Genomic DNA, 17,813 nt, shown 5'->3' with positions numbered 1-17,813 from the left:
CGAGATTTCCTTTCAATCTACTCTGAACGGAACTACGCCATCACAGCTGTAGTCCCGGTATTCAGGGTGTCCTGTCTTTGCATAGGACAGTCTGTTGTTCGTAAGTGCTCCAGGCCAAGCCGCAACGACGCGTTGCGCCTGAGAATGCCGTCGGAGCAAATCCAGTGGACTGAGTTTCAGCTTCTTATCGAATAGGAGTTCGAGATTGTCCATGAGCAGGAGATCTTCGCGGGAGTACTCACCGGCCAACCCCTTAAGAAGATCCGCAGCGTGAAGATGCCTTCTGGGGCTTGGAACTGTGAGCAGTTCGCGCCCTAGTGCCGCACCGACTTTGAGGATTTGCTGCTGCCGACGATTGGCCAATTGGCATAGCAAATCGCTTTTTCCTGAGTTGGGTGCGCCAATCAACAACAGAAGCTTGCTGTTTACCACTACAAGATCGTCGACAACACGTTCAAGAGACGAGATCATTAAACTCGGCCTCCAGTTGCTGAAAGCGAACCGAATAGGTCGATGCTTTGCTCACTATCACTTTAAGTCGGTTCAACAAACTGTGTCTTCCCGCCGTTTACCCACTACTAGGTGGAGCTCTGCGAACTTAAGGCGCTGATTGGATCTCCCGTGAATTTCTGATGTGTTGTAATACAACTCGTGTCCCGTATTTTGCGCGCTTTTAAATTTTGCGCACCCACTTGGGGAGTACGACGACTTTAGGTAGCGTCATACTGATTATCAATCGAGTTTCAAGGATTAAGTAAGTAAAACATCGCAGTCACTTATACGGTTTACATACACATGAAGAGCGGGGCCAAGGTTGGAGAAGACTTCTCACGTGACCCCGAGGCGAAGTCAGCGTAGGGGAGTACTTGCACCAGAGTACCAAAACCAATCAGTCGCGGTCGGCAATCCTTGTCTGCTCTGCTAGACAGGCGTTTCCTATGTCGAGGCAGGACACCGGCGCCGCCGTCATTGCTGCGGGCCACGCCCTTGACTGCGCAAATTAATGCGGCGGTCGGTACAGGCAGTTCGAATTACCTGCAGCAAAGTCGACGCTGAATAGGGCGCACTGCCGATGACGAAAGCAAATTGGAGCCTACACGGTACAATTTGCCTCCTTTTTTCTGCCGTAAGTCGCAAAAGTTGTTTGGTACTTCGAAGTGTGCAAAACTTGGCTACCATTTCTTAGTTTTATTTGGTGCGAAGATGCGAATTTTCTTGTTTTGTTTTGCTTTCTGTATTGTTGGAGTGAACGGCGCCGCCCAACAAACCAGCCAAAGTTTTGTTATCGCAACTGATTTGCCGAAAACGGCCGCAACAAGCGCTTATCTGGAAGTCCTGACGCAAGGACTGATCGAAGCTGGTTTTGGTTCGGACGCGCCGAGTGAAGCAATAACCTTGGAACGTGGAGAAGTCAGGAAGTTTGTGGATAGTACAATGGGCTCCTTTGGTCTTACAAGCCTTCAGCGAAGTACCTCGGAAGGGGATGTGGCTGCAGCGCTGCTCACATCGCCTGGTGCGTTCCCTAGCCTGAACGACACACGTGAAGCGTCAAAAGGAATAATTGGCGATATAGCCAGAGAGGAAATTGCAGGAGAAAGCTCCTTTGCATTGCGGTTATGGCCCTATTCAAGCTCCACACTCATAAGCGGTCAGGCGTTTTCTTCTATAAAGGAACTGGAAGGTAAGAAGATTGCCACAGTAGATTTTCAAACCAATGACTTTTTGAAAGCAATGGGAGCTCAACCAGCTCAAATCGGGTTCTCCGAAGTTTATCAAGCATTGGAGAAGGGCATCGCAGATGGTGCGGTTCTTTCTCGGCAGTGGCTCAGCCCGCAAAGAATGCCTTTCTTTGAGGGTGGTACAATTCTTACTGATCACAAAGTTGATCTAAGTGCCACTTTCGTAAATTCCGACTGGTGGGTGAGTTTGACTGCATTGCAACAGAGAACTGTTTTTGAAGTGCTTGAAAGTGCTGAGTTTGCAGCAGCTCAACAAATTCAGAATGAGTTAGACGAGGTTGGTGAGCTAGTCTCTAAGTATGGCATTTTTGAAACCTCATGGTCAGCGATCGCACCTGAGTTGCTTCGAGAAGCTGTTTCATCGAGCATAAGGACCACCAGCAAATCCGACCCCGAAGGAATACTTCAGTTCCGCGATGAAATTGAGGCGCTTAGTGACTCCGATGAAGAAACCGAAAGCCGCGAGCCGGAAGAGGAAGAAGAGGGGGCGATCCAATCACCAGCGAAGATTTTATTTGCCACTGACCGTCGTTTCGACTCAGGCGCTAGTCCACTGGTAAACCAATTCTCCAATTCAGAAAGCCTCAACGAAGAGATTTATTGTGGCGAGTTAATGCCGGTGAACGCGGGAAAGATAGGACAAGTAAGCGGCGTAGTATCACTGATGCCTGGAAGATCAATAGTTCGAAATGAAGACTGCCATGGATATATTGCTTCCCTAATAGGCGAAGGTGGAGGTGATCTTATCGTCTTTGTTCATGGTTACAACAATACTTTTGATGATGCCCTTAGTACCGCCTTAGCATTTGCAAGAGATGCCAAACTGAAAAGCAACTTGCTTGTATGGAGTTGGCCATCCGGAGGCGGTCTCGCTAGCTATGGATATGACTCCGATAGTCTTGAGTGGAGCCAGCCCCATTATATTGAGCTTATAGTCAACCTAGTGAACGACCCGCGCATTGAGCGCGTGGATTATTTGGCGCACAGTATGGGAACTCAACTAGTCTCGAAATTCATGCGAGACAATTGGCCCGGAAATGATGCAGCAATTGTTTTGGCCGCCCCGGACCTTGCGCGCCGTATTCTGTCTCAAAGTGTAAATGCAACAGATGGCTCGGTCACAACAGTCTTGGCTACTGAAGCCGACGGCGCCCTTTGGTGGTCGAACCGTATTCATGCCCGACCTCGCGCCGGTCGAGCAAAACCGATTTTTGTTTTGGATGGCATGGATACAATTGATTTAACCGCTTTCGACAAAGGCATTACAGGCGACTTGAATCATCGGCACGCATTTACAGTGAAGGAAGTAGTGGGCGACCTATCTAAATTGTTTGGCGGAGAGTGGCGGGCTGCACAAAGAGGATTAAACCCACTACCCGCACCAGGATCGACCTTGCACTACTACAAGATCGAACCCGGCGTACGTTGATTTCGATGGTGCTGGACTTTAGAGCAGTAACAGCCGAACCCGGATATTTGTGTATTCGATAGACCCTTTTCGCGCAAAACGCGCATGGGGGTATCTATAGGGGTACCGTGCAAAAAGGCTGAAAATCTTATTTATTACTTTCAATGTACTACGTTGATTTTTATATTCCGCCCCCGGGCACCATTACTCTCCAAGTCGCATGGCCTCTTGTCAGCTTTTGAGACGAGGCTAAAGTGGTGCCCCCACTCGCAAAACACTTCGCAACGGCGAAACACGTTGGCAGACGTTGCAGTAGGTTTCAATCACTCGAAAAAGATCGCCTAGATTCGCCAACGTTACATTCCAACTTCAAGGCAACGATGTTTGAGGCCGTTTTTTGCGAATGCCTTTCTTATTGCCCGAAGGCATAAGGGTTAGCATCGGGTTTCGGAGTTCGCATACATCAGCTGAGCAGACCAAGTGATGCTGTCTCACTTCGCACCAATCGAGATCGAAAGTCCGAACAATCGAACATGCAGTCGCGTCAACCGCCGCGCAGGCGCTGCATCAGAAAGACTTCGCTGCCCTCGGGGATCGGCTCGGTCAAGCCGGTGGCGATGACGCGTCCGTCGATGGCGATGGACACGCCCGCGTCTATCGGCGCCTGAAGCTGGGGATGGGCCCGGACCAGTTCACGCAGCAAATCGCCGGTGGTTTTGGCCTCGACCGCGACGACCTGCTGGCCCCCGGTCAGAGACCGGAGACCAGACCACAAGTGGACGTCAACCATTGTCTTTCAGGGCCGCCAGAATGCGTGGCGGGGACATCGGCAGTTGCTTCATCCGAACCCCGGCAGCGTTGGACACCGCGTTGGCGATTGCAGCCAAGGGCGGCACGATGCCGGTCTCGCCCACGCCACGCACACCAAAGGGATGGCCGGGATTGGGCACTTCGACAATCACGGTATCAATCATCGGCAGGTCGCTTGCTACGGGGATGCGGTAGTCGAGGAAGATCGAGTTCTGCAGGCGACCATCGTCGCCATAGATATATTCCTCGTTCAGCGCCCAGCCGATGCCCTGCGCGGCACCACCCTGGTACTGACCTTCGACATAGGTCGGGTGGATCGCCTTGCCCGCATCCTGAATGACCGTGTAGCGCGTGATGCTGGTTTTACCGGTTTCCGGATCAACCTCGGCATCGACGATATGGGTGCCAAAGGACACGCCCGCACCTTCCGGTGTCGCTTCGAAATGGCCTGAAATCGGGCCACCGGTCGCGCCCATATGGGCGGTGATATCGGCCAGTGGGCGCGGGTCGAAGTCACCAGCATTGGGCCCCGAAGGCACGGCACAGCCGTTTTCCCATTTCACCGCATCAGCCGGAATGCCCCAACTGGCCGCCGCGCGGGCGCAGAGCTGTTCGACCGCATGACGCGCCGCCTTGATGGTCGCCAGACCCGAGGCATAAGTGACACGGCTGCCGTGGCTTACGTCATTATAGCCCAGCGTTGCCGTGTCCGCGACGGTGACGCGGATATTCTCGTAGGGGATGCCCAACACCTCAGCCGCCATCAGCGCCATCGACGCACGCGAACCGCCAATATCAGGCGTGCCGACCATGACTTGGGCCGAGCCGTCCTCGGACAGAGCCAGCGATACCGACGTCTCACCGCCGTGATTGAACCAGAACCCGCAGGAAATGCCGCGCCCCTGCCCTGGTTTCAGCGGGGCCGAGTAATGCGGATGGGCCTTGGCGGCCTCAAGCGTCTCGACCAGACCTATGCGTTCGTAGGTCGGACCATAGCTGGCTTTGGTGCCCTCATGCGCGGCGTTCTTCAGACGCACATCCACCGGATCAAGACCCAGTTGATTGCAAAGCTCATCCAGCACGGACTCTACCGCGAAAGCCCCCATCGGGGCACCCGGTGCGCGATACGCGGCCTGTTTCGGGCGGTTCGACATCACGTCATAACCGACCTGACGCACATTGGTCAGGTTGTAGGGCGCAAAAGCACACATGGCGGTCATGTCACCGGGCGCGCCGGGGAACGCACCGCCCTGCAGGCGGAAGATACCCTGCGCGGCGGTGATTGTGCCGTCTTTCTTCATGCCGATCTTGATGTCCATCGACGCCGAGGCCGTTGGACCCGTGGCGCGGAATACCTCGGACCGGGACATGACGATCTTGACCGGGCGGTTGGCCTTGCGGCTGAGCGCCAGCGCGACGGGTTCGATGAACACCGTGGTCTTGCCGCCGAATCCGCCACCAATCTCGGACGCTGTCACGCGCAGTTGCGAGGTCTCGATCCCCAGCAGCGCGGCGCAGGTTTTCTGCGCGATCCAGTGGCCTTGCGTGGTGCACCACAGCTCACCCTTGCCATCACTACCCAAGGATCCCATGCAGGCATGCGGTTCGATGTAACCCTGATGGGTCGCCTCAGTGGCAAAGCTGTCTTCGATGACCAGATCAGCCTCGGCAAAACCGGCGTCGACATCGCCGTGACCACTTTCGTGATAGCGCACCACGTTGGGATGCATCCCTTCGGGCACGGAATAGTCTGCAGCGCCTTCGCGAATGATGGGCGCGTCTGGGGCCATTGCCTTGTCCACATCGGTGACGTGGGGCAGAACCTCATACTCGACCTCAATCAGCTTGAGCGCATCCCGCGCTGCGAGGGCAGATGTGGCCGCCACAGCCGCCACTGCGTGCCCGTCATAGAGCGCCTTGTCACTCGCCATGACGTTTTCCAGCACGTTCCAGAACTCGCCGGACAATCCGGGCTTGAATTCAACTTTGTCGGAAAAATCTGCACGCGTAACAACGGCTTTGACGTCCTTATGCGCCTCGGCCTTTGACGTGTCGATCTTCACGATTCGCGCATGGGCATGGGGCGAGCGCAGGATGGCACCGTGCAGCATGCCGGGGGCCGAGATATCCGCGCCGAACTTGGCGCGACCAGTCACCTTGTCCAGACCGTCCGGGCGGTTCGGACGGGTCCCCACGAAGGTGAAGTCAGATTTGCGATCGTCCAGAGCCATTACGAAGCCTCCCGCATCTCAGCCGCCGTATCCATCACGGCACGAATGATCTTGTCATACCCGGTGCAGCGGCACAGGTTGCCGGCCAGCCAGTACCGGGTTTCCTCTTCGGTGGGGTTGGGGTTTTTCTCCAACAGCGACTTGGCCGCCACCAGAACACCAGGCGTGCAGATGCCGCATTGCAGGGCGGCATACTCGATCATCTTCTTCTGCAACGGATGCAGAATATCCCCGTCCGCGATGCCTTCAACGGTTTCGATCTGCTTGCCCTCGGCCTCAACGCCAAGCATCAGGCACGAGCAGACCAAACGGCCATCGACAGTGACCGAGCACGCGCCGCAATCGCCGGTTCCGCAGCCTTCTTTCGCACCGGTCAGGTTCAGCTTGTCGCGCAGGCAATCCAGCAGGGTTTCGCGCGGGTCGCACAGATATTCGACCGTGTCGCCGTTTACGGTGGTGGATACATGAAGCTTGCTCATAGGTCTTCTCCCTTCGCGCGGGCATAGGCGATCTTGGCGGCGCGTTTGGCCAAAACGCCAGCAACCTCGGTACGGAATGCGATCGTACCACGCTTGTCATCAATCGGTTTACAGGCGGCAGAGGCTGCAGCGGCCAAAGCCTCGAGCGCCGTGTCATCCAACGTGCTGCCGATAATCGCCTCGGCACAGTCCTCGACCAGCAGGACGGTTGGGGCCACGGCCCCCAGCGAGACGCGCGCTTCGGTCACGGTGTCCCCGTCCAGACGCAGGCTGACACCTGCGCCGACGACGGCGATATCCATCTCGGTCCGCGGGATGAAACGCAGGTAGGCGTCACCCGCATTGTCGCCGCGTGCGGGGATATGCACGGCCGAAATCAGCTCACCCTTTGTCAGCGACGTCTTGCCGGGTCCGGTTGGGATATCCTCGACCGCAACCTCGCGGTCACCACCCGGACCAGTCACCGTGACGGTCACACCTGCCGCAACCATCGCAGGCACCGAATCCGCCGCCGGAGAGCCGTTGCACAGATTGCCCGTCAGCGTGGCGCGGCCTTGTATCTGAGTCGAGCCGATCAGGTCCATCGCCTCAACAACACCTGGCCAGTCGCGACCAAGCGTAGGGTGTTCGCTCATCTCGGCGCCGGTTGCTGCGACGCCAAGCGTCCAGCTTCCATCGGCATTTTGGGTGATGTCGCTGACACCGTCTATCTTCTTGATATCAATTAAGGTTTCAGGCGTCACCAGTTCCGAGCGCAACTGCACCAGAACGTCAGTGCCGCCCGCCAAAAACCGTGTAATGCCCGTTGCGTTTGCGGCCAGCGCCGACGCTTCGGCGAAACTGGCGGGGCTGTGGTAGTTCATTGAAAATTCCTTGTGCCTGTTCATCAGGGTGACTGGGTTTGAGGGGACGTTAGTGCAGCAACCCGCCCGCGTCCATGGCTGTCGCGACCTATTTTTTACCCGGGAAATGTCGGTTTCAGATTGGGCTTACAAATCGATCTCGATCACGCCGTCTTTTTCCGCCGCGCGGCTTTGGCACAGGATGATCGCACCCTCACGCTGTTTGTTGGACAACACGAAATCGCGGTGCTCAATCTCACCCGAAATTACACCGCATTTGCAGACGCCGCAGATCCCATCGGAACATTTCACATCCACATGAAAACCTGCCTCATTCAGCACCTGCGCCGCGTTCTTGTCAGCGGGAACAGCCAGTTCCCTACCCGATTTGGCCAGTTTCAGCGTGAATGGGTGGTTTTCATATTCAGGCTGTTCGGGGACCGAGAAATACTCCAGATGCCGCGCCTCTTCAGGAAAGCCCAAGCGCTCTGCCGCTTGCATGACTCCATCCATATATCGGTCAGGCCCGCAGGTGTAGACATGCCAGCCGTCTTGATACCCCGACAGAATCACATCCAATTCGGCCCGCGTGCCTTCATCCGAGAAATGATAGTGCACATGATCGGACCAGGGCATCGCAGCCAGATCGTCCAGATACCCGGCCCCTGCGCGTGTGCTGGCGGAATAATGCAGTTCGAACAGCTTGTCCAGCGCGTGCAGGCGATGCGCAAAGGCAATCATCGGGGTGATTCCAATGCCACCTCCCATCAGGAACGTTTTGGTCGCGGTCTCATCGAGTTCGAAATGGTTGATCGGTTTCGATATGAAGACCTTGCGCCCCTCGGAGAAGATGCGATGCAGCAGGGCCGATCCCCCTCTCCCTTCGTCTTCGCGCAAAACGCCGATCTGATAGGTGGCCCGGTCAGAGGGGTCGCCCGACATTGAGTATTGCCGCAGGAATTCGGGTGAAACGAGCACATCAAGATGCGCACCGGCAGTCCATTCCGGCAGCGGTGCGCCATCGAGGGTCGCAAATTCATACTTGCTCACATCCGCCGTCATCTTGTCGACCTTGGTCAGTTCAACCCGCATCACCGGGGCGTCCCCGGCGACCTTGTAACGATGAATGACCGACAGATCGCCGGCAGCCTTCCGCGCCTTGTAGTCTTCGGCAGTGACCATCGCCTCGTACGCGGCAATCCCGGCTTCGCGATCCATCGCAAACGGATAGGGCCAAGGATGCGGGGCCAAGGGGGCGGGATAGACGGCCAGTGTCTGATCCTCGTATTTCAGGTCCAGATCGGTTTGCAGATCGCGCCGGTTCAATGGGTGCGCGGACGGGCGATAGGCCCCATCCGCCTGCAATTCGATATCCCACCACCACTTCTTAATGTCATTCAACCCGCCATTGCCGACGGCATCATCCAGCTTGGCCAATGCAGGCGCGGCCTGAGGAATGTTCATCGCCGCCCAGCGGAAGGGGCGTTCCTTGAAAATACCTTCAAGGTTCCAGGGGCAGGTTTTCATGCAGCGCCCGCACATCGCACCCCCGGGCGTGGTTATACGGTAGGTGGCGCATTTCTGACTGTCGGATTTCCAGATTTCGTAGCCGTTGAACATCAGCTTCGGCCCGGCGGTGATCGCACCCGAGGGGCATTCGCGCGCGCATTTGTTGCAGGATTCACAAAAGGTCTGCAAACCGAAATCAATGGGCTTGTCATGTGCCATCGGCATGTCGGTGGTCACCACGCCGGATTTCAGGCGCGGGCCGAGATAGGGGTTCAGGATCACCTCACCGATCCGACTGACTTCTCCCAGCCCTGACAGCAGTAAAAGGGGCGGCTGCAACACCTCGCCATCCATCACTGTGTGCGCCTTGGCCTTGTAGCCGAGATTGCGGATTTGCTGCGCAATCACGCCACCCAGCAGCGAAAAGCGCAGATAGGCGCGCATGGACTGAGCAACGCTGATCCAGTCATCGCCGCTGGCGCCCTCCATCGTTTCATAGCCCTGATCGATGATCATGCTGATCGCGTGATCATGGGGCGGCACGATCTCTTCCCCGGTGGCGTCGTGTGAATACCAGCTCCACGCGGGGCACCGGCTGAGGCCCACTGCATCGACGCCAAGAAAATAGGTCGCGGCCTTGATGTTCGCGGCATTGCGGTCCGCATCCACGGGCCGCTCGACCTTGGCGCTGTCACTGTCCTGCAGCAGGACAAACGCGCCCAGCGCGCGGCGTTGGGCAAAGCTGGGGGCGGATTTGCGCACGTAATGCCCGCCCTTGGTCGCATCCTGCAGCGATTTGCCCATATCGCCGAATTGCGCCCGCGCGAACATATCGGCCCGTTTCGGTACACGGGCAACGTTTTCCTCGTCTATATAGGTGGTGGGGGTGTCGACCCGTTTGAGATTTTCGAACGGATGCGTCCCGTCGACATAGCGCCGCTTGGCATAGACATCCCTGTTCAGTGCGTTCTTGGCAAAGCCAGCGCCCAGCCACCATGCCGGCCCTTGGGTGCGGAACCACGGCTGTTCGCGCATGGGTCGCAAGGGGCGATCATGGGCGATCTCCATCTCGGTCGTCACCGCCGCCAGTCCAAAACGCTGACCCAGCCACGGCGCGACAATCGCGCCGTCTTCGACCGTGGCCAGACCGGCGGCGACCGCCAGCTTGCCCAAATCCACTTCGGACGACATTACCGTGTGCGCCCGCGCGTCAAAGCCAAGTAGGCGGATATAATTGGCGATAACCACCGCATTCTCAGTCGCCAGCAAGCACGCGCGGTGATCCTGCGCCGCACCAATCCAGTCAGCACCGGGTTCCGAGGCGTCGGGATCACGGTTGAACTCATAAAGGAACACGATCGCATGGCGATGGCTGTCCATGGGCTTGGGCGCGGCTTCCATGCTTTCCTTCAGGTCCGCCATGATCACATCAATGCCCGAGGCCAGCGTCTTGGTCTGACGCGTCCTAAGCGCATGGGCCAGGCGGTCGATATCCGGGTTGCGCCGCGGTTCAGCCAGCATCGCGCCCGCGGGCAGCGGCCCGCAGCCCATCATCGAGGCGTCGTTGAAATAGCCAAACGCTTTCAGATGGTTGGTACGATCCACGGGGTTGGCGGGAATTTCCGAAGCAACCGGGTTCACGAACCCATCGCGGATTGCATCCATCATCGCCTGAAACTCACCCATCGCGTTCACGATGCTTTCGGGCTGTTCAGGCCGATGAAAGCTGAGCGCCGGCATCGGCGAGACCCGCGCCAGATCGGGCATCTGATCCTGCCGCGCCAGCCGCTCAAGGGGATACGGACCCATGTGAACGGGTCTGTTCTTGTCCGAGAAAAAGCGGATCCCCATCGCGTGCCTCCTGCTTGCTGCATTTCCCCTAACCCGGCATAGACACCAAATCCATTCATGAATAATCATAAATGGCATGAAGAAAATCGATTTTACGGATCTGGACGGCAAGGTCTTGCGGGTGTTTCTGATGATCCTCGAAGAAAGCTCGGTCTCGAAGGCCGCCGACCGGCTGGGCGTGACCCAATCCGCCATCAGCCACACGCTGGGCAAGTTGCGGCAGGTTCTGGGCGATCCGCTGTTTGTCCGTTCGGGTCAGGGCCTGACGCCAACCGAGCGCGCGTTGTCGCTGAAAGACCCCGCACAAAGCGTTCTGGACGGAATGCGTGCCCTGACCGAAGGCCGCCCATTCGATCCCCAGTCAGAACAGATGGATTTTCAGATTGCCACCAACGACATGCCGCGCGAGTTGATCTTTCCTGATCTATTAAGGACGACACGCGACGACGCCATCCGCTTACGTCTCGAATTCATCCCCTCTGGCGTTCCCGACCCGGAGCTTTTGCGAAATGACAGGTGTCAGTTGATGCTGACCCCGCTGCCGCCGGATGGCCCGGATATCTTTCAAAAGCGGCTGATGACCAGCCCGTTGATGGTATTCTACGACGCCAACCGGCGAGAACCGCCGAACAGTTGGAACAGCTACTGCCAAAGCGAACACGTGGACGTGCGATTTGCGGACGGGCGCAGCGCGCGGTCCGTGATGCGCGGCGTGGACCAAAGCCAGATCAAACCTGCAACCGTCACCTTGCCGCACTTCAACGCGATTTCATCTTTTGTCAAAGGCAGCGATATGATCTCGACAGATACGGCCCTGATGAAATCTGGCCCGCTGGCCGATCTGGACTGCGCGCCCCTGCCCTTTGAGTGTGAGCCGGTCGTCATCTACCTGGTATGGCACCAAAGATCGGCCAATGACCCGGCCCACAAATGGTTGAGGACCCAGATCGAAGGAATCGCGTCAACGCTTCAAATCTGAGAAAGCAGCCATTCCCGCATCATAGCAACCAATTCACGTTGCCGAGGCCGGCTGGGGGCCACAATGTAAAAGCCCAGGTCGTCAACCAAGGCGTCGGGCAAGGGTTGCACCAAAAGACCCGAAGCAAGCTCCGCCGCGACCAGAGGTGCGTGCGCCAATGTCAGACCCTGACCGGAAACGGCCGCATCAATCGCCAGACTGGTCTGGCTGAAGCTCATCGTCTTTGGGCGCCCTTCCACCCCGACCCTTTCCAAATACAACGGCCACAGCCCGTGCGTATCGCTCAACAAAACATGATTCATCAAATCCGAGGCGGTTGAAATCTGCTCGCCCAACGCCGGGCTGCATACCACAACGAACTCGGTGGAAAACAAAGGCGTTGCCTTCAATCCGGCGCCGGCGGGGGCGCGGCTTTGACGGACCGCAAGATCAACGCCGTCCGTTCGGAAGTCTGCCAAACGCTCGCGCGCGTCCACTTGCACTGCTATGTCCGGGTGCTTCTCCATGAAATCACTCAGACGTGGCACCAACCATTTCGAGGCAAAACTGGGCGTTACGGAAAGGGTGATCTGACGATGCCCCGACAAATCCTCCACCGCTTCTTCAATCAGCCGAAATGCCCGACGCAACGGAGACTGAAAACGGCGACCAGCTTCCGTCAGTCGCAGCCCGCGCGGCAAGCGATCGAAAAGAGATTGCCCCAAACGCGCTTCCAGTCCGCGAACCTGTTGGGCCACTGCGCCCTGCGTGACGCCCAATTCTTCGGCTGCCAGACGAAAGTTCAGGTGCCGGGCCGAGGCCTCGAAAGCTCTCAATGCGTTTAGCGGGGGAAGCGCGCTCATGTATGAGACAGTAGATTTTCTACAGCAAATTGTCAAAAGAACTGATTGGTGAAACGGCGCGAAACCCTTCAGAATTGATCGAAACTGAATGGAGAAAAAACATGACGAAAGTAGCATTGATTTCGGCTGGGGGCAGTGGAATGGGTGCCGATGCTGCACGGCGTCTGGCGTCGGACGGGTTCAAAGTGGGTATCCTGTCCTCTTCGGGAAAAGGCGAGGCGTTGGCGTCAGAACTGGGCGGCGTTGGTATCACCGGATCGAACCAGTCCAACGATGATCTGCAAAGGCTGGTGGACGCGGCAATGGCGCATTGGGGCCGGGTCGATGTATTGGTCAACTCGGCCGGTCATGGACCGCGCGCACCTGTCCTGGAATTGACAGATGCGGATTGGCACACCGGAATGGACGTGTACTTCCTGAACGCCGTCCGTCCGACAAGGATCGTTACGCCGATCATGCAAGCACAAGGCGGAGGATCGATCATAAACATTTCGACCTTTGCAGCCTTTGAGCCAGATGCGGTTTTTCCCACCTCTGGCGTATTTCGCGCAGGGCTGGCGGCATTCACAAAGCTGTTTTCGGACAAATATGCAGCCGAGAACATCCGCATGAACAATGTCCTGCCCGGCTTCATCGACAGTTTGCCGGAAAAGGAAGAGTTCCGCTCACGCATTCCCATGGGCCGCTATGGCCGCAGTTATGACGAAATCGCGTCGGTCATATCTCTGCTTGCATCAGATGGCGGCGGCTATATCACCGGTCAGAACATCCGTGTGGATGGCGGGATCACGCGTTCCGTATGATCACTGGGATTCGGGCGCTACCATTGCCCTTTGATCCGGACGCCCCATTGAAACCAAGAAAGGCCGCGCCTTTTGTTGCGTCTGGAAAGCGGCCTTGTCTTTCATCCCGCGCCATTCCGCCAGGATCAAGGATTGTGCTACAGCCCCACCCAGGGTTTCGCCGGGTCCTGTGACGATGAACAGGTCCGGCGCGAACTCGCGGGCGGCCGTCTGGATCGCGCGGGTGAAGTCGTAGGTCTCGGTCACCTGGTGCCCAAGCGTGTAATCCCAAAGATCAGTTACTTGCGTTGCGCCCGGCCACCAGATTTTACCGCGGCCGTCAATCAGCGGACGCTCAGGTTGTTCAAAAAGATCGGCGGATAGCCTCGACCGCCCTTCGGATGCGACGGGGGCCTGCAACGATGTGTGAAACGCCGCGTGGTTTTGCAGCCGCATAGGAAAACGTGCATCCACCACCGGTTGCGATACTTCGAATGCGGATAGCCCAGCCTGGTTTCCAGCCAGAACCAGCAATCCGCCCAGATCGATGGACAGCGCGAGGTCATGATCCGGCAAACCGTTGATCCTTGCCACGTCGGCCAAAACGCTCGCTTTGCGTGCTGGGTCGTCTGCCCAGTCTGAGCCGACAAACGGATAAACAAGTTGCCCTCCGATCAAATGGGTCTGCATCAGTGTGCCCATTGTATTGACCAACTTGAACCCGTTCGTGGCGCTCAAAGCGCCAGCAGCCGCCAGCGCGATGTACCAACCCATCGAGTTTCCGGTGACGGCCACAACCTCAATGTCCGGCGCAAGGCTTTGTGCATCCGCCAAAGACGCTGCGTAAATCAGGGGTGAGGCGATGTCGCCCCGCGTGTACCGCGCGACCGAGTATTGGGCGGCCCCGTCCAGATCGATGATTGAATCCTGACCAGCCTGACCGCGAATGGTGTCAAAGTCGCGAAACATACCCATTCGGTCGGAATGATGGCGATGCAAATAGCCAAGTTCGTGTTTGTTGTAGGTGCCCCGCCCGGGGCAGATCACGACAGCCGTTCGCGTCATTTGGACACTCCGGTCAGTTTCAGGGCTGCCGCGACGATACCTTCGGTTGATGGCAGCGGCGCGGCGTAAGCCGGGCCAGTTGCAATAAAGCTGTCCTCGGCCACGACACGGGCAATTGGTGTTTGCACCCTTTCTTCGCGGAACAAAGTCATAAGCCCCTCGGACTGGCTTCCGGTTCGGCGGCATTCATCGACGATCAGCACGTGGCGACAGCCTTGCGTCGCCGCAAGCAGCGACTCCGCTGGCAGCGGGGCCAGCCAGCGCATGTCGATAATCCGCGACGCAATTCCGGCGGCTTGAAGCTGGGGCAGTGCCTGTCTGGACAAATAGTGCCCGTTTCCATAGGTCACGATGCCCAGATCGGTACCCTTACCATGCTGCCCAACCTCGCCGATCGAAATCCGTTGATCCGGCGCCGGATAGGTGGTCATCCACCCTGCGTCCTGCGGTTCGTGCAAATCCCGCATGGGATAGAGCGCAATAGGTTCCAGAAACACCACGACCCGCTGCTCTTCCCGCGCAAGCCGCACGCATTCCCTCAGCATCTTGGCGGCATCCGCACCGTTTGACGGGCACGCAATGATCACACCGGGGATGTCGCGCAGCACGGCCAGCGAGTTATCGTTATGGAAATGCCCACCGAACCCTTTCTGATAGCCCAGCCCCGCGATCCGGACGACCATTGGGTTCGTGAACTGACCGTTCGAAAAGAACGGTAGAGTCGCTGCTTCTCCTCTGATCTGGTCCTCGGCATTATGCAGATAGGCCAGGAACTGGATTTCGGGGATCGGTACGAAACCGTTATGCCCCATGCCAATTGCAAGCCCCAGAATGGACTGTTCATCCAGAAGAGTGTCGATAACCCGGTCCGCGCCGAACCTTTGCTGCAACTTTTGCGTGACCCCGTATACCCCGCCTTTGCGGCCGACATCCTCGCCCATGCAGACAAGTTCGCGATGCTCAAGCATCAGATCGGTCAGTGCCCAGTTGATCAGACGGCTCATGGGCTGCGGCTCGGACATGGCGCGCAAATCACCGCCAAATGCAACCGAGCGGGCATCGATAGTTGGGCCGTTTGTCGGCTTGCACGCACGCTTTGGTGGGATCAGACTTGCCATGACCTCTCTCGCGTCTGCCAAACGGGGGCGCGTTGCTGCTTCATCGGCAACCCGGTCGGTGCGCGCGCAGGTATCGGTGTAGATTTTCAACGCCGCCTCCGGCGCCAACGCCCCCGCCTGATCCAGCAGCCGAACTGAATGCAGCAGCGGATCATTTGCCTCGTCCATCTCAACCTCGGACTTGCTGAGATAGGTGGTCGGCACATCCGCACCGGCATGACCGTAAAGACGCACGGTTTTCAGATGAAGAAACGCCGGCTTGCGCCGGTAGCGGACGTAGTCCGCAGCCTTCCGCGCCACGGCGTAGGTCTCAAAGATATCCAGCCCATTTGCCTGAAAATACTTGATGCCCGGGCGTTGGGCCATCGACATTTCAATCCAACCTTTTGGCGTTTTGACGGATATTCCGATGCCGTTGTCCTCACAAATGAACAGCAAGGGCAGCGGGGTCGATTGCACGCTTGTCCAACCGGCGGTGTTGATCGCACCTTGCGCCGTGGAATGGTTGGCCGAGGCATCACCGAACGAGCAAACTGCGATCCCGTCTTCGGGCAATTCTCGGTGTTCGGGGTCGTGACGCCGTGCTGCCCCCAATGAGTATGAAGCGCCGACTGCTTTTGGCAGGTGACTGGCGATGGTTGACGTCTGGGGCGGGATCATCAGCGCCTTTGATCCCAACACCTTGTGGCGCCCACCCGATATCGGGTCCTCTTTCGAACACGCAAAACTCAGCAACATGTCCCAGGCGATCTGTTGGCCGGGGACCTGCTCGGCCCGTGCAATCTGAAAAGCGGCATCACGGTAATGCAAAAAGGCAATGTCGGTCGGACGCAAAGCTTGGGCAACTGCGGCCATGCCTTCGTGCCCGGACGACCCGATCGTGTAAAAGCCCTGACCGCGCTTCTGCATGTCCCGACTGGTGCGATCCAGCGCCCGGCTTAGAACCTGCGAACGGAACACCGAAACGGCCTGGGTGTCGGTCATGCCCGCTTGTGGAGGCGGACCTTGTGGAAAGTCGCGGCGCGCCACACGGCTCAGGAAATTCTCATGTACGATCTGGGCGCGATCCATGGCACTCCTCATTCTTTTGGCACGTACGACCTGCCCGAACTTGTTGTCGGTTTTGACCTGCCTGTCCATGCTTTTAAGGCGATTCAGTTGCTTCGACTTAAAACACGAAGTTCGACTGTGATGAGGCTGGTAAGTGCCAAAATCCAGTGATATTGCGACCAAAAGGTATGAGGATTAGTCATATGATCGGCCCGCGCCGCTTTCTTCCTTCCATTTCTTCTTTGTTGGCACTGGAAGCGGTAGACCGCCTTGGCAGCGCCTCTGCCGCGGCCGAGGAACTGTCGTTGACGCAAAGCGCCATAAGCCGCCAGCTTAAGACGGCCGAAGAACAGCTGGGAACAAAACTGATCGAACGCAACCAGATGCGCCTGCATCTGACGCCTGCCGCGAAGGATTACGTGCAAACGGCAAGATCATCTTTGACCGATCTCGCCCAGGCCGCGATCAGGCTCAAGGCCAACCCAAAAGGCGGGTCGCTGAACCTGTCGATTTTACCTACCTTTGGCATGCATTGGCTGGCCCCACGCCTGCATGATTTTGCGCGCCTTCACCCCGAAGTGACCGTCAATCTGGGCACCCGCCTGAGGCCCTTTGACTTTGCCACAGAGCCGTTTCACGCTGCCATTCACTTTGGACACCGCAACTGGACGGGTGTTGAGTACCAGAAGATCATGCGCGAAGAAGTTGTGCCCGTTTGTGCGCCCAGCTTGGCACCAAGCGGGTTCGAGACGCTGGACGCATTACAAAACAGCCCACTGCTGCACATTGAAACGCGCGCAAATGCCTGGGAGCAGTGGTTTCAAGCACAAGGTCATTCGGTTTCAGGACCGCGGGGGATGCTGTTTGATCAGTTTTCAACCATGATACAGGCGACGATCCATGGGTTAGGTGTGGCGCTGCTTCCCGTGTTTTTGATCGAGGAAGACTTGCACGCCGGACGACTGGTGATGGCCTGGAACGCGCCCAGGATCAGCTTGGGTGACTATTACCTCGTCTGGCCTAATACGCAGGCCACACCGCAACCGGTGAAGTCTTTTCGGAATTGGCTGGCCGTACAGCTGGGTTCGCAAACCTAACGATCACTCAG

General features: G+C 57.4%; 13 protein-coding genes. 4 read left to right on the top strand and 9 right to left on the bottom strand.

Translation table 11 applies throughout. The features are described from left to right. Positions 1 to 12: 12 nt before the first annotated feature. A complete protein-coding gene (gene brxF / locus RA28_RS03055; RefSeq protein ID WP_039523651.1) occupies positions 13 to 471 on the bottom strand; it encodes a BREX-3 system P-loop-containing protein BrxF in 459 nt (152 codons plus the stop codon). Between the two features lie 732 nt (positions 472 to 1,203). Here brxF and RA28_RS03050 point away from each other — a divergent pair. After that, a complete protein-coding gene (locus RA28_RS03050; RefSeq protein ID WP_039523650.1) occupies positions 1,204 to 3,168 on the top strand; it encodes an alpha/beta hydrolase in 1,965 nt (654 codons plus the stop codon). A 523-nt stretch (positions 3,169 to 3,691) separates the two neighbouring features. On the opposite strand, the gene RA28_RS03045 is transcribed toward RA28_RS03050, so the two are convergent. The 5 genes from RA28_RS03045 to RA28_RS03025 all read right to left on the bottom strand — a co-directional run bounded on the left by RA28_RS03045 (position 3,692) and on the right by RA28_RS03025 (position 10,869). Next, complete coding sequence (locus RA28_RS03045; RefSeq protein WP_039523649.1) at positions 3,692 to 3,937, bottom strand: MoaD/ThiS family protein; 246 nt, start codon at positions 3,935 to 3,937, stop codon at positions 3,692 to 3,694. After that, positions 3,930 to 6,188, bottom strand: coding sequence for a xanthine dehydrogenase family protein molybdopterin-binding subunit (locus RA28_RS03040; protein WP_039523648.1), 2,259 nt, complete (start codon positions 6,186 to 6,188; stop codon positions 3,930 to 3,932). Before RA28_RS03040 ends, RA28_RS03045 begins: the two co-directional genes overlap by 8 nt. Then, positions 6,188 to 6,667 (bottom strand): (2Fe-2S)-binding protein, encoded by a 480-nt coding sequence (locus RA28_RS03035; RefSeq protein ID WP_039523646.1) that lies wholly within the window; start codon positions 6,665 to 6,667, stop codon positions 6,188 to 6,190. The genes RA28_RS03040 and RA28_RS03035 overlap by 1 nt, the downstream gene beginning before the upstream one ends. Continuing rightward, complete coding sequence (locus RA28_RS03030) at positions 6,664 to 7,530, bottom strand: FAD binding domain-containing protein (RefSeq protein WP_039525621.1); 867 nt, start codon at positions 7,528 to 7,530, stop codon at positions 6,664 to 6,666. The genes RA28_RS03035 and RA28_RS03030 overlap by 4 nt, the downstream gene beginning before the upstream one ends. A 126-nt stretch (positions 7,531 to 7,656) precedes the next feature. Continuing rightward, positions 7,657 to 10,869 carry a reductive dehalogenase gene (locus tag RA28_RS03025; protein ID WP_039523644.1) on the bottom strand — a complete coding sequence of 1,071 codons (3,213 nt, stop codon included), beginning with the start codon at positions 10,867 to 10,869 and terminating at the stop codon, positions 7,657 to 7,659. 76 nt (positions 10,870 to 10,945) lie between these two features. Between RA28_RS03025 and RA28_RS03020 the strand changes: the two genes are divergently transcribed. Further along, a complete protein-coding gene (locus tag RA28_RS03020; protein WP_039523642.1) occupies positions 10,946 to 11,848 on the top strand; it encodes a LysR family transcriptional regulator in 903 nt (300 codons plus the stop codon). Here RA28_RS03020 and RA28_RS03015 read toward each other — a convergent pair. Then, positions 11,839 to 12,690, bottom strand: a complete 852-nt coding sequence (locus tag RA28_RS03015; RefSeq protein WP_039523639.1) for a LysR substrate-binding domain-containing protein — start codon at positions 12,688 to 12,690, stop codon at positions 11,839 to 11,841. The two genes, RA28_RS03020 and RA28_RS03015, sit on opposite strands and share 10 nt — an antisense overlap. Before the next feature lie 101 nt (positions 12,691 to 12,791). On the opposite strand from RA28_RS03015, the gene RA28_RS03010 reads away from it, so the two are divergent. Further along, positions 12,792 to 13,493: an SDR family oxidoreductase gene (locus tag RA28_RS03010; RefSeq protein ID WP_152611997.1), complete on the top strand. Its 702-nt coding sequence runs from the start codon at positions 12,792 to 12,794 to the stop codon at positions 13,491 to 13,493. Here the strand turns inward: RA28_RS03010 and RA28_RS03005 are convergent, their stop codons facing one another. Both RA28_RS03005 and RA28_RS03000 read right to left on the bottom strand, forming a co-directional pair. Further along, entirely contained in the window at positions 13,494 to 14,537 is a 1,044-nt protein-coding gene (locus RA28_RS03005) for an acyl carrier protein (RefSeq protein WP_039523637.1), read from the bottom strand. Then, a complete protein-coding gene (locus tag RA28_RS03000) occupies positions 14,534 to 16,726 on the bottom strand; it encodes a dehydrogenase E1 component subunit alpha/beta (protein ID WP_039525614.1) in 2,193 nt (730 codons plus the stop codon). The genes RA28_RS03005 and RA28_RS03000 overlap by 4 nt, the downstream gene beginning before the upstream one ends. A gap of 182 nt (positions 16,727 to 16,908) precedes the next feature. Here RA28_RS03000 and RA28_RS02995 point away from each other — a divergent pair, with 182 nt between their 5' ends. After that, on the top strand, positions 16,909 to 17,802 hold the full coding sequence (locus RA28_RS02995) for a LysR substrate-binding domain-containing protein (RefSeq protein ID WP_039523634.1): 894 nt from the start codon (positions 16,909 to 16,911) through the stop codon (positions 17,800 to 17,802). The last annotated feature ends 11 nt before the right edge of the window (positions 17,803 to 17,813 follow it).

The sequence above is a fragment of the Ruegeria sp. ANG-S4 genome, from assembly GCF_000814005.1.
In the GTDB taxonomy this organism is placed as follows: Bacteria; Pseudomonadota; Alphaproteobacteria; order Rhodobacterales; family Rhodobacteraceae; genus Ruegeria.
This window is presented reverse-complemented; position numbering and strand designations above follow the sequence as displayed.

Excerpts from the sequence above, each read along its gene's own strand:
- brxF (WP_039523651.1), bottom strand. The coding sequence starts at position 471 with ATGATCTCGTCTCTTGAACGTGTTGTCGACGATCTTGTAGTGGTAAAC.
- RA28_RS03050 (WP_039523650.1), top strand. The coding sequence starts at position 1,204 with ATGCGAATTTTCTTGTTTTGTTTTGCTTTCTGTATTGTTGGAGTGAAC.
- RA28_RS03045 (WP_039523649.1), bottom strand. The coding sequence starts at position 3,937 with ATGGTTGACGTCCACTTGTGGTCTGGTCTCCGGTCTCTGACCGGGGGC.
- RA28_RS03040 (WP_039523648.1), bottom strand. The coding sequence starts at position 6,188 with ATGGCTCTGGACGATCGCAAATCTGACTTCACCTTCGTGGGGACCCGT.
- RA28_RS03035 (WP_039523646.1), bottom strand. The coding sequence starts at position 6,667 with ATGAGCAAGCTTCATGTATCCACCACCGTAAACGGCGACACGGTCGAA.
- RA28_RS03030 (WP_039525621.1), bottom strand. The coding sequence starts at position 7,530 with ATGAACTACCACAGCCCCGCCAGTTTCGCCGAAGCGTCGGCGCTGGCC.
- RA28_RS03025 (WP_039523644.1), bottom strand. The coding sequence starts at position 10,869 with ATGGGGATCCGCTTTTTCTCGGACAAGAACAGACCCGTTCACATGGGT.
- RA28_RS03020 (WP_039523642.1), top strand. The coding sequence starts at position 10,946 with ATGAAGAAAATCGATTTTACGGATCTGGACGGCAAGGTCTTGCGGGTG.
- RA28_RS03015 (WP_039523639.1), bottom strand. The coding sequence starts at position 12,690 with ATGAGCGCGCTTCCCCCGCTAAACGCATTGAGAGCTTTCGAGGCCTCG.
- RA28_RS03010 (WP_152611997.1), top strand. The coding sequence starts at position 12,792 with ATGACGAAAGTAGCATTGATTTCGGCTGGGGGCAGTGGAATGGGTGCC.
- RA28_RS03005 (WP_039523637.1), bottom strand. The coding sequence starts at position 14,537 with ATGACGCGAACGGCTGTCGTGATCTGCCCCGGGCGGGGCACCTACAAC.
- RA28_RS03000 (WP_039525614.1), bottom strand. The coding sequence starts at position 16,726 with ATGGATCGCGCCCAGATCGTACATGAGAATTTCCTGAGCCGTGTGGCG.
- RA28_RS02995 (WP_039523634.1), top strand. The coding sequence starts at position 16,909 with ATGATCGGCCCGCGCCGCTTTCTTCCTTCCATTTCTTCTTTGTTGGCA.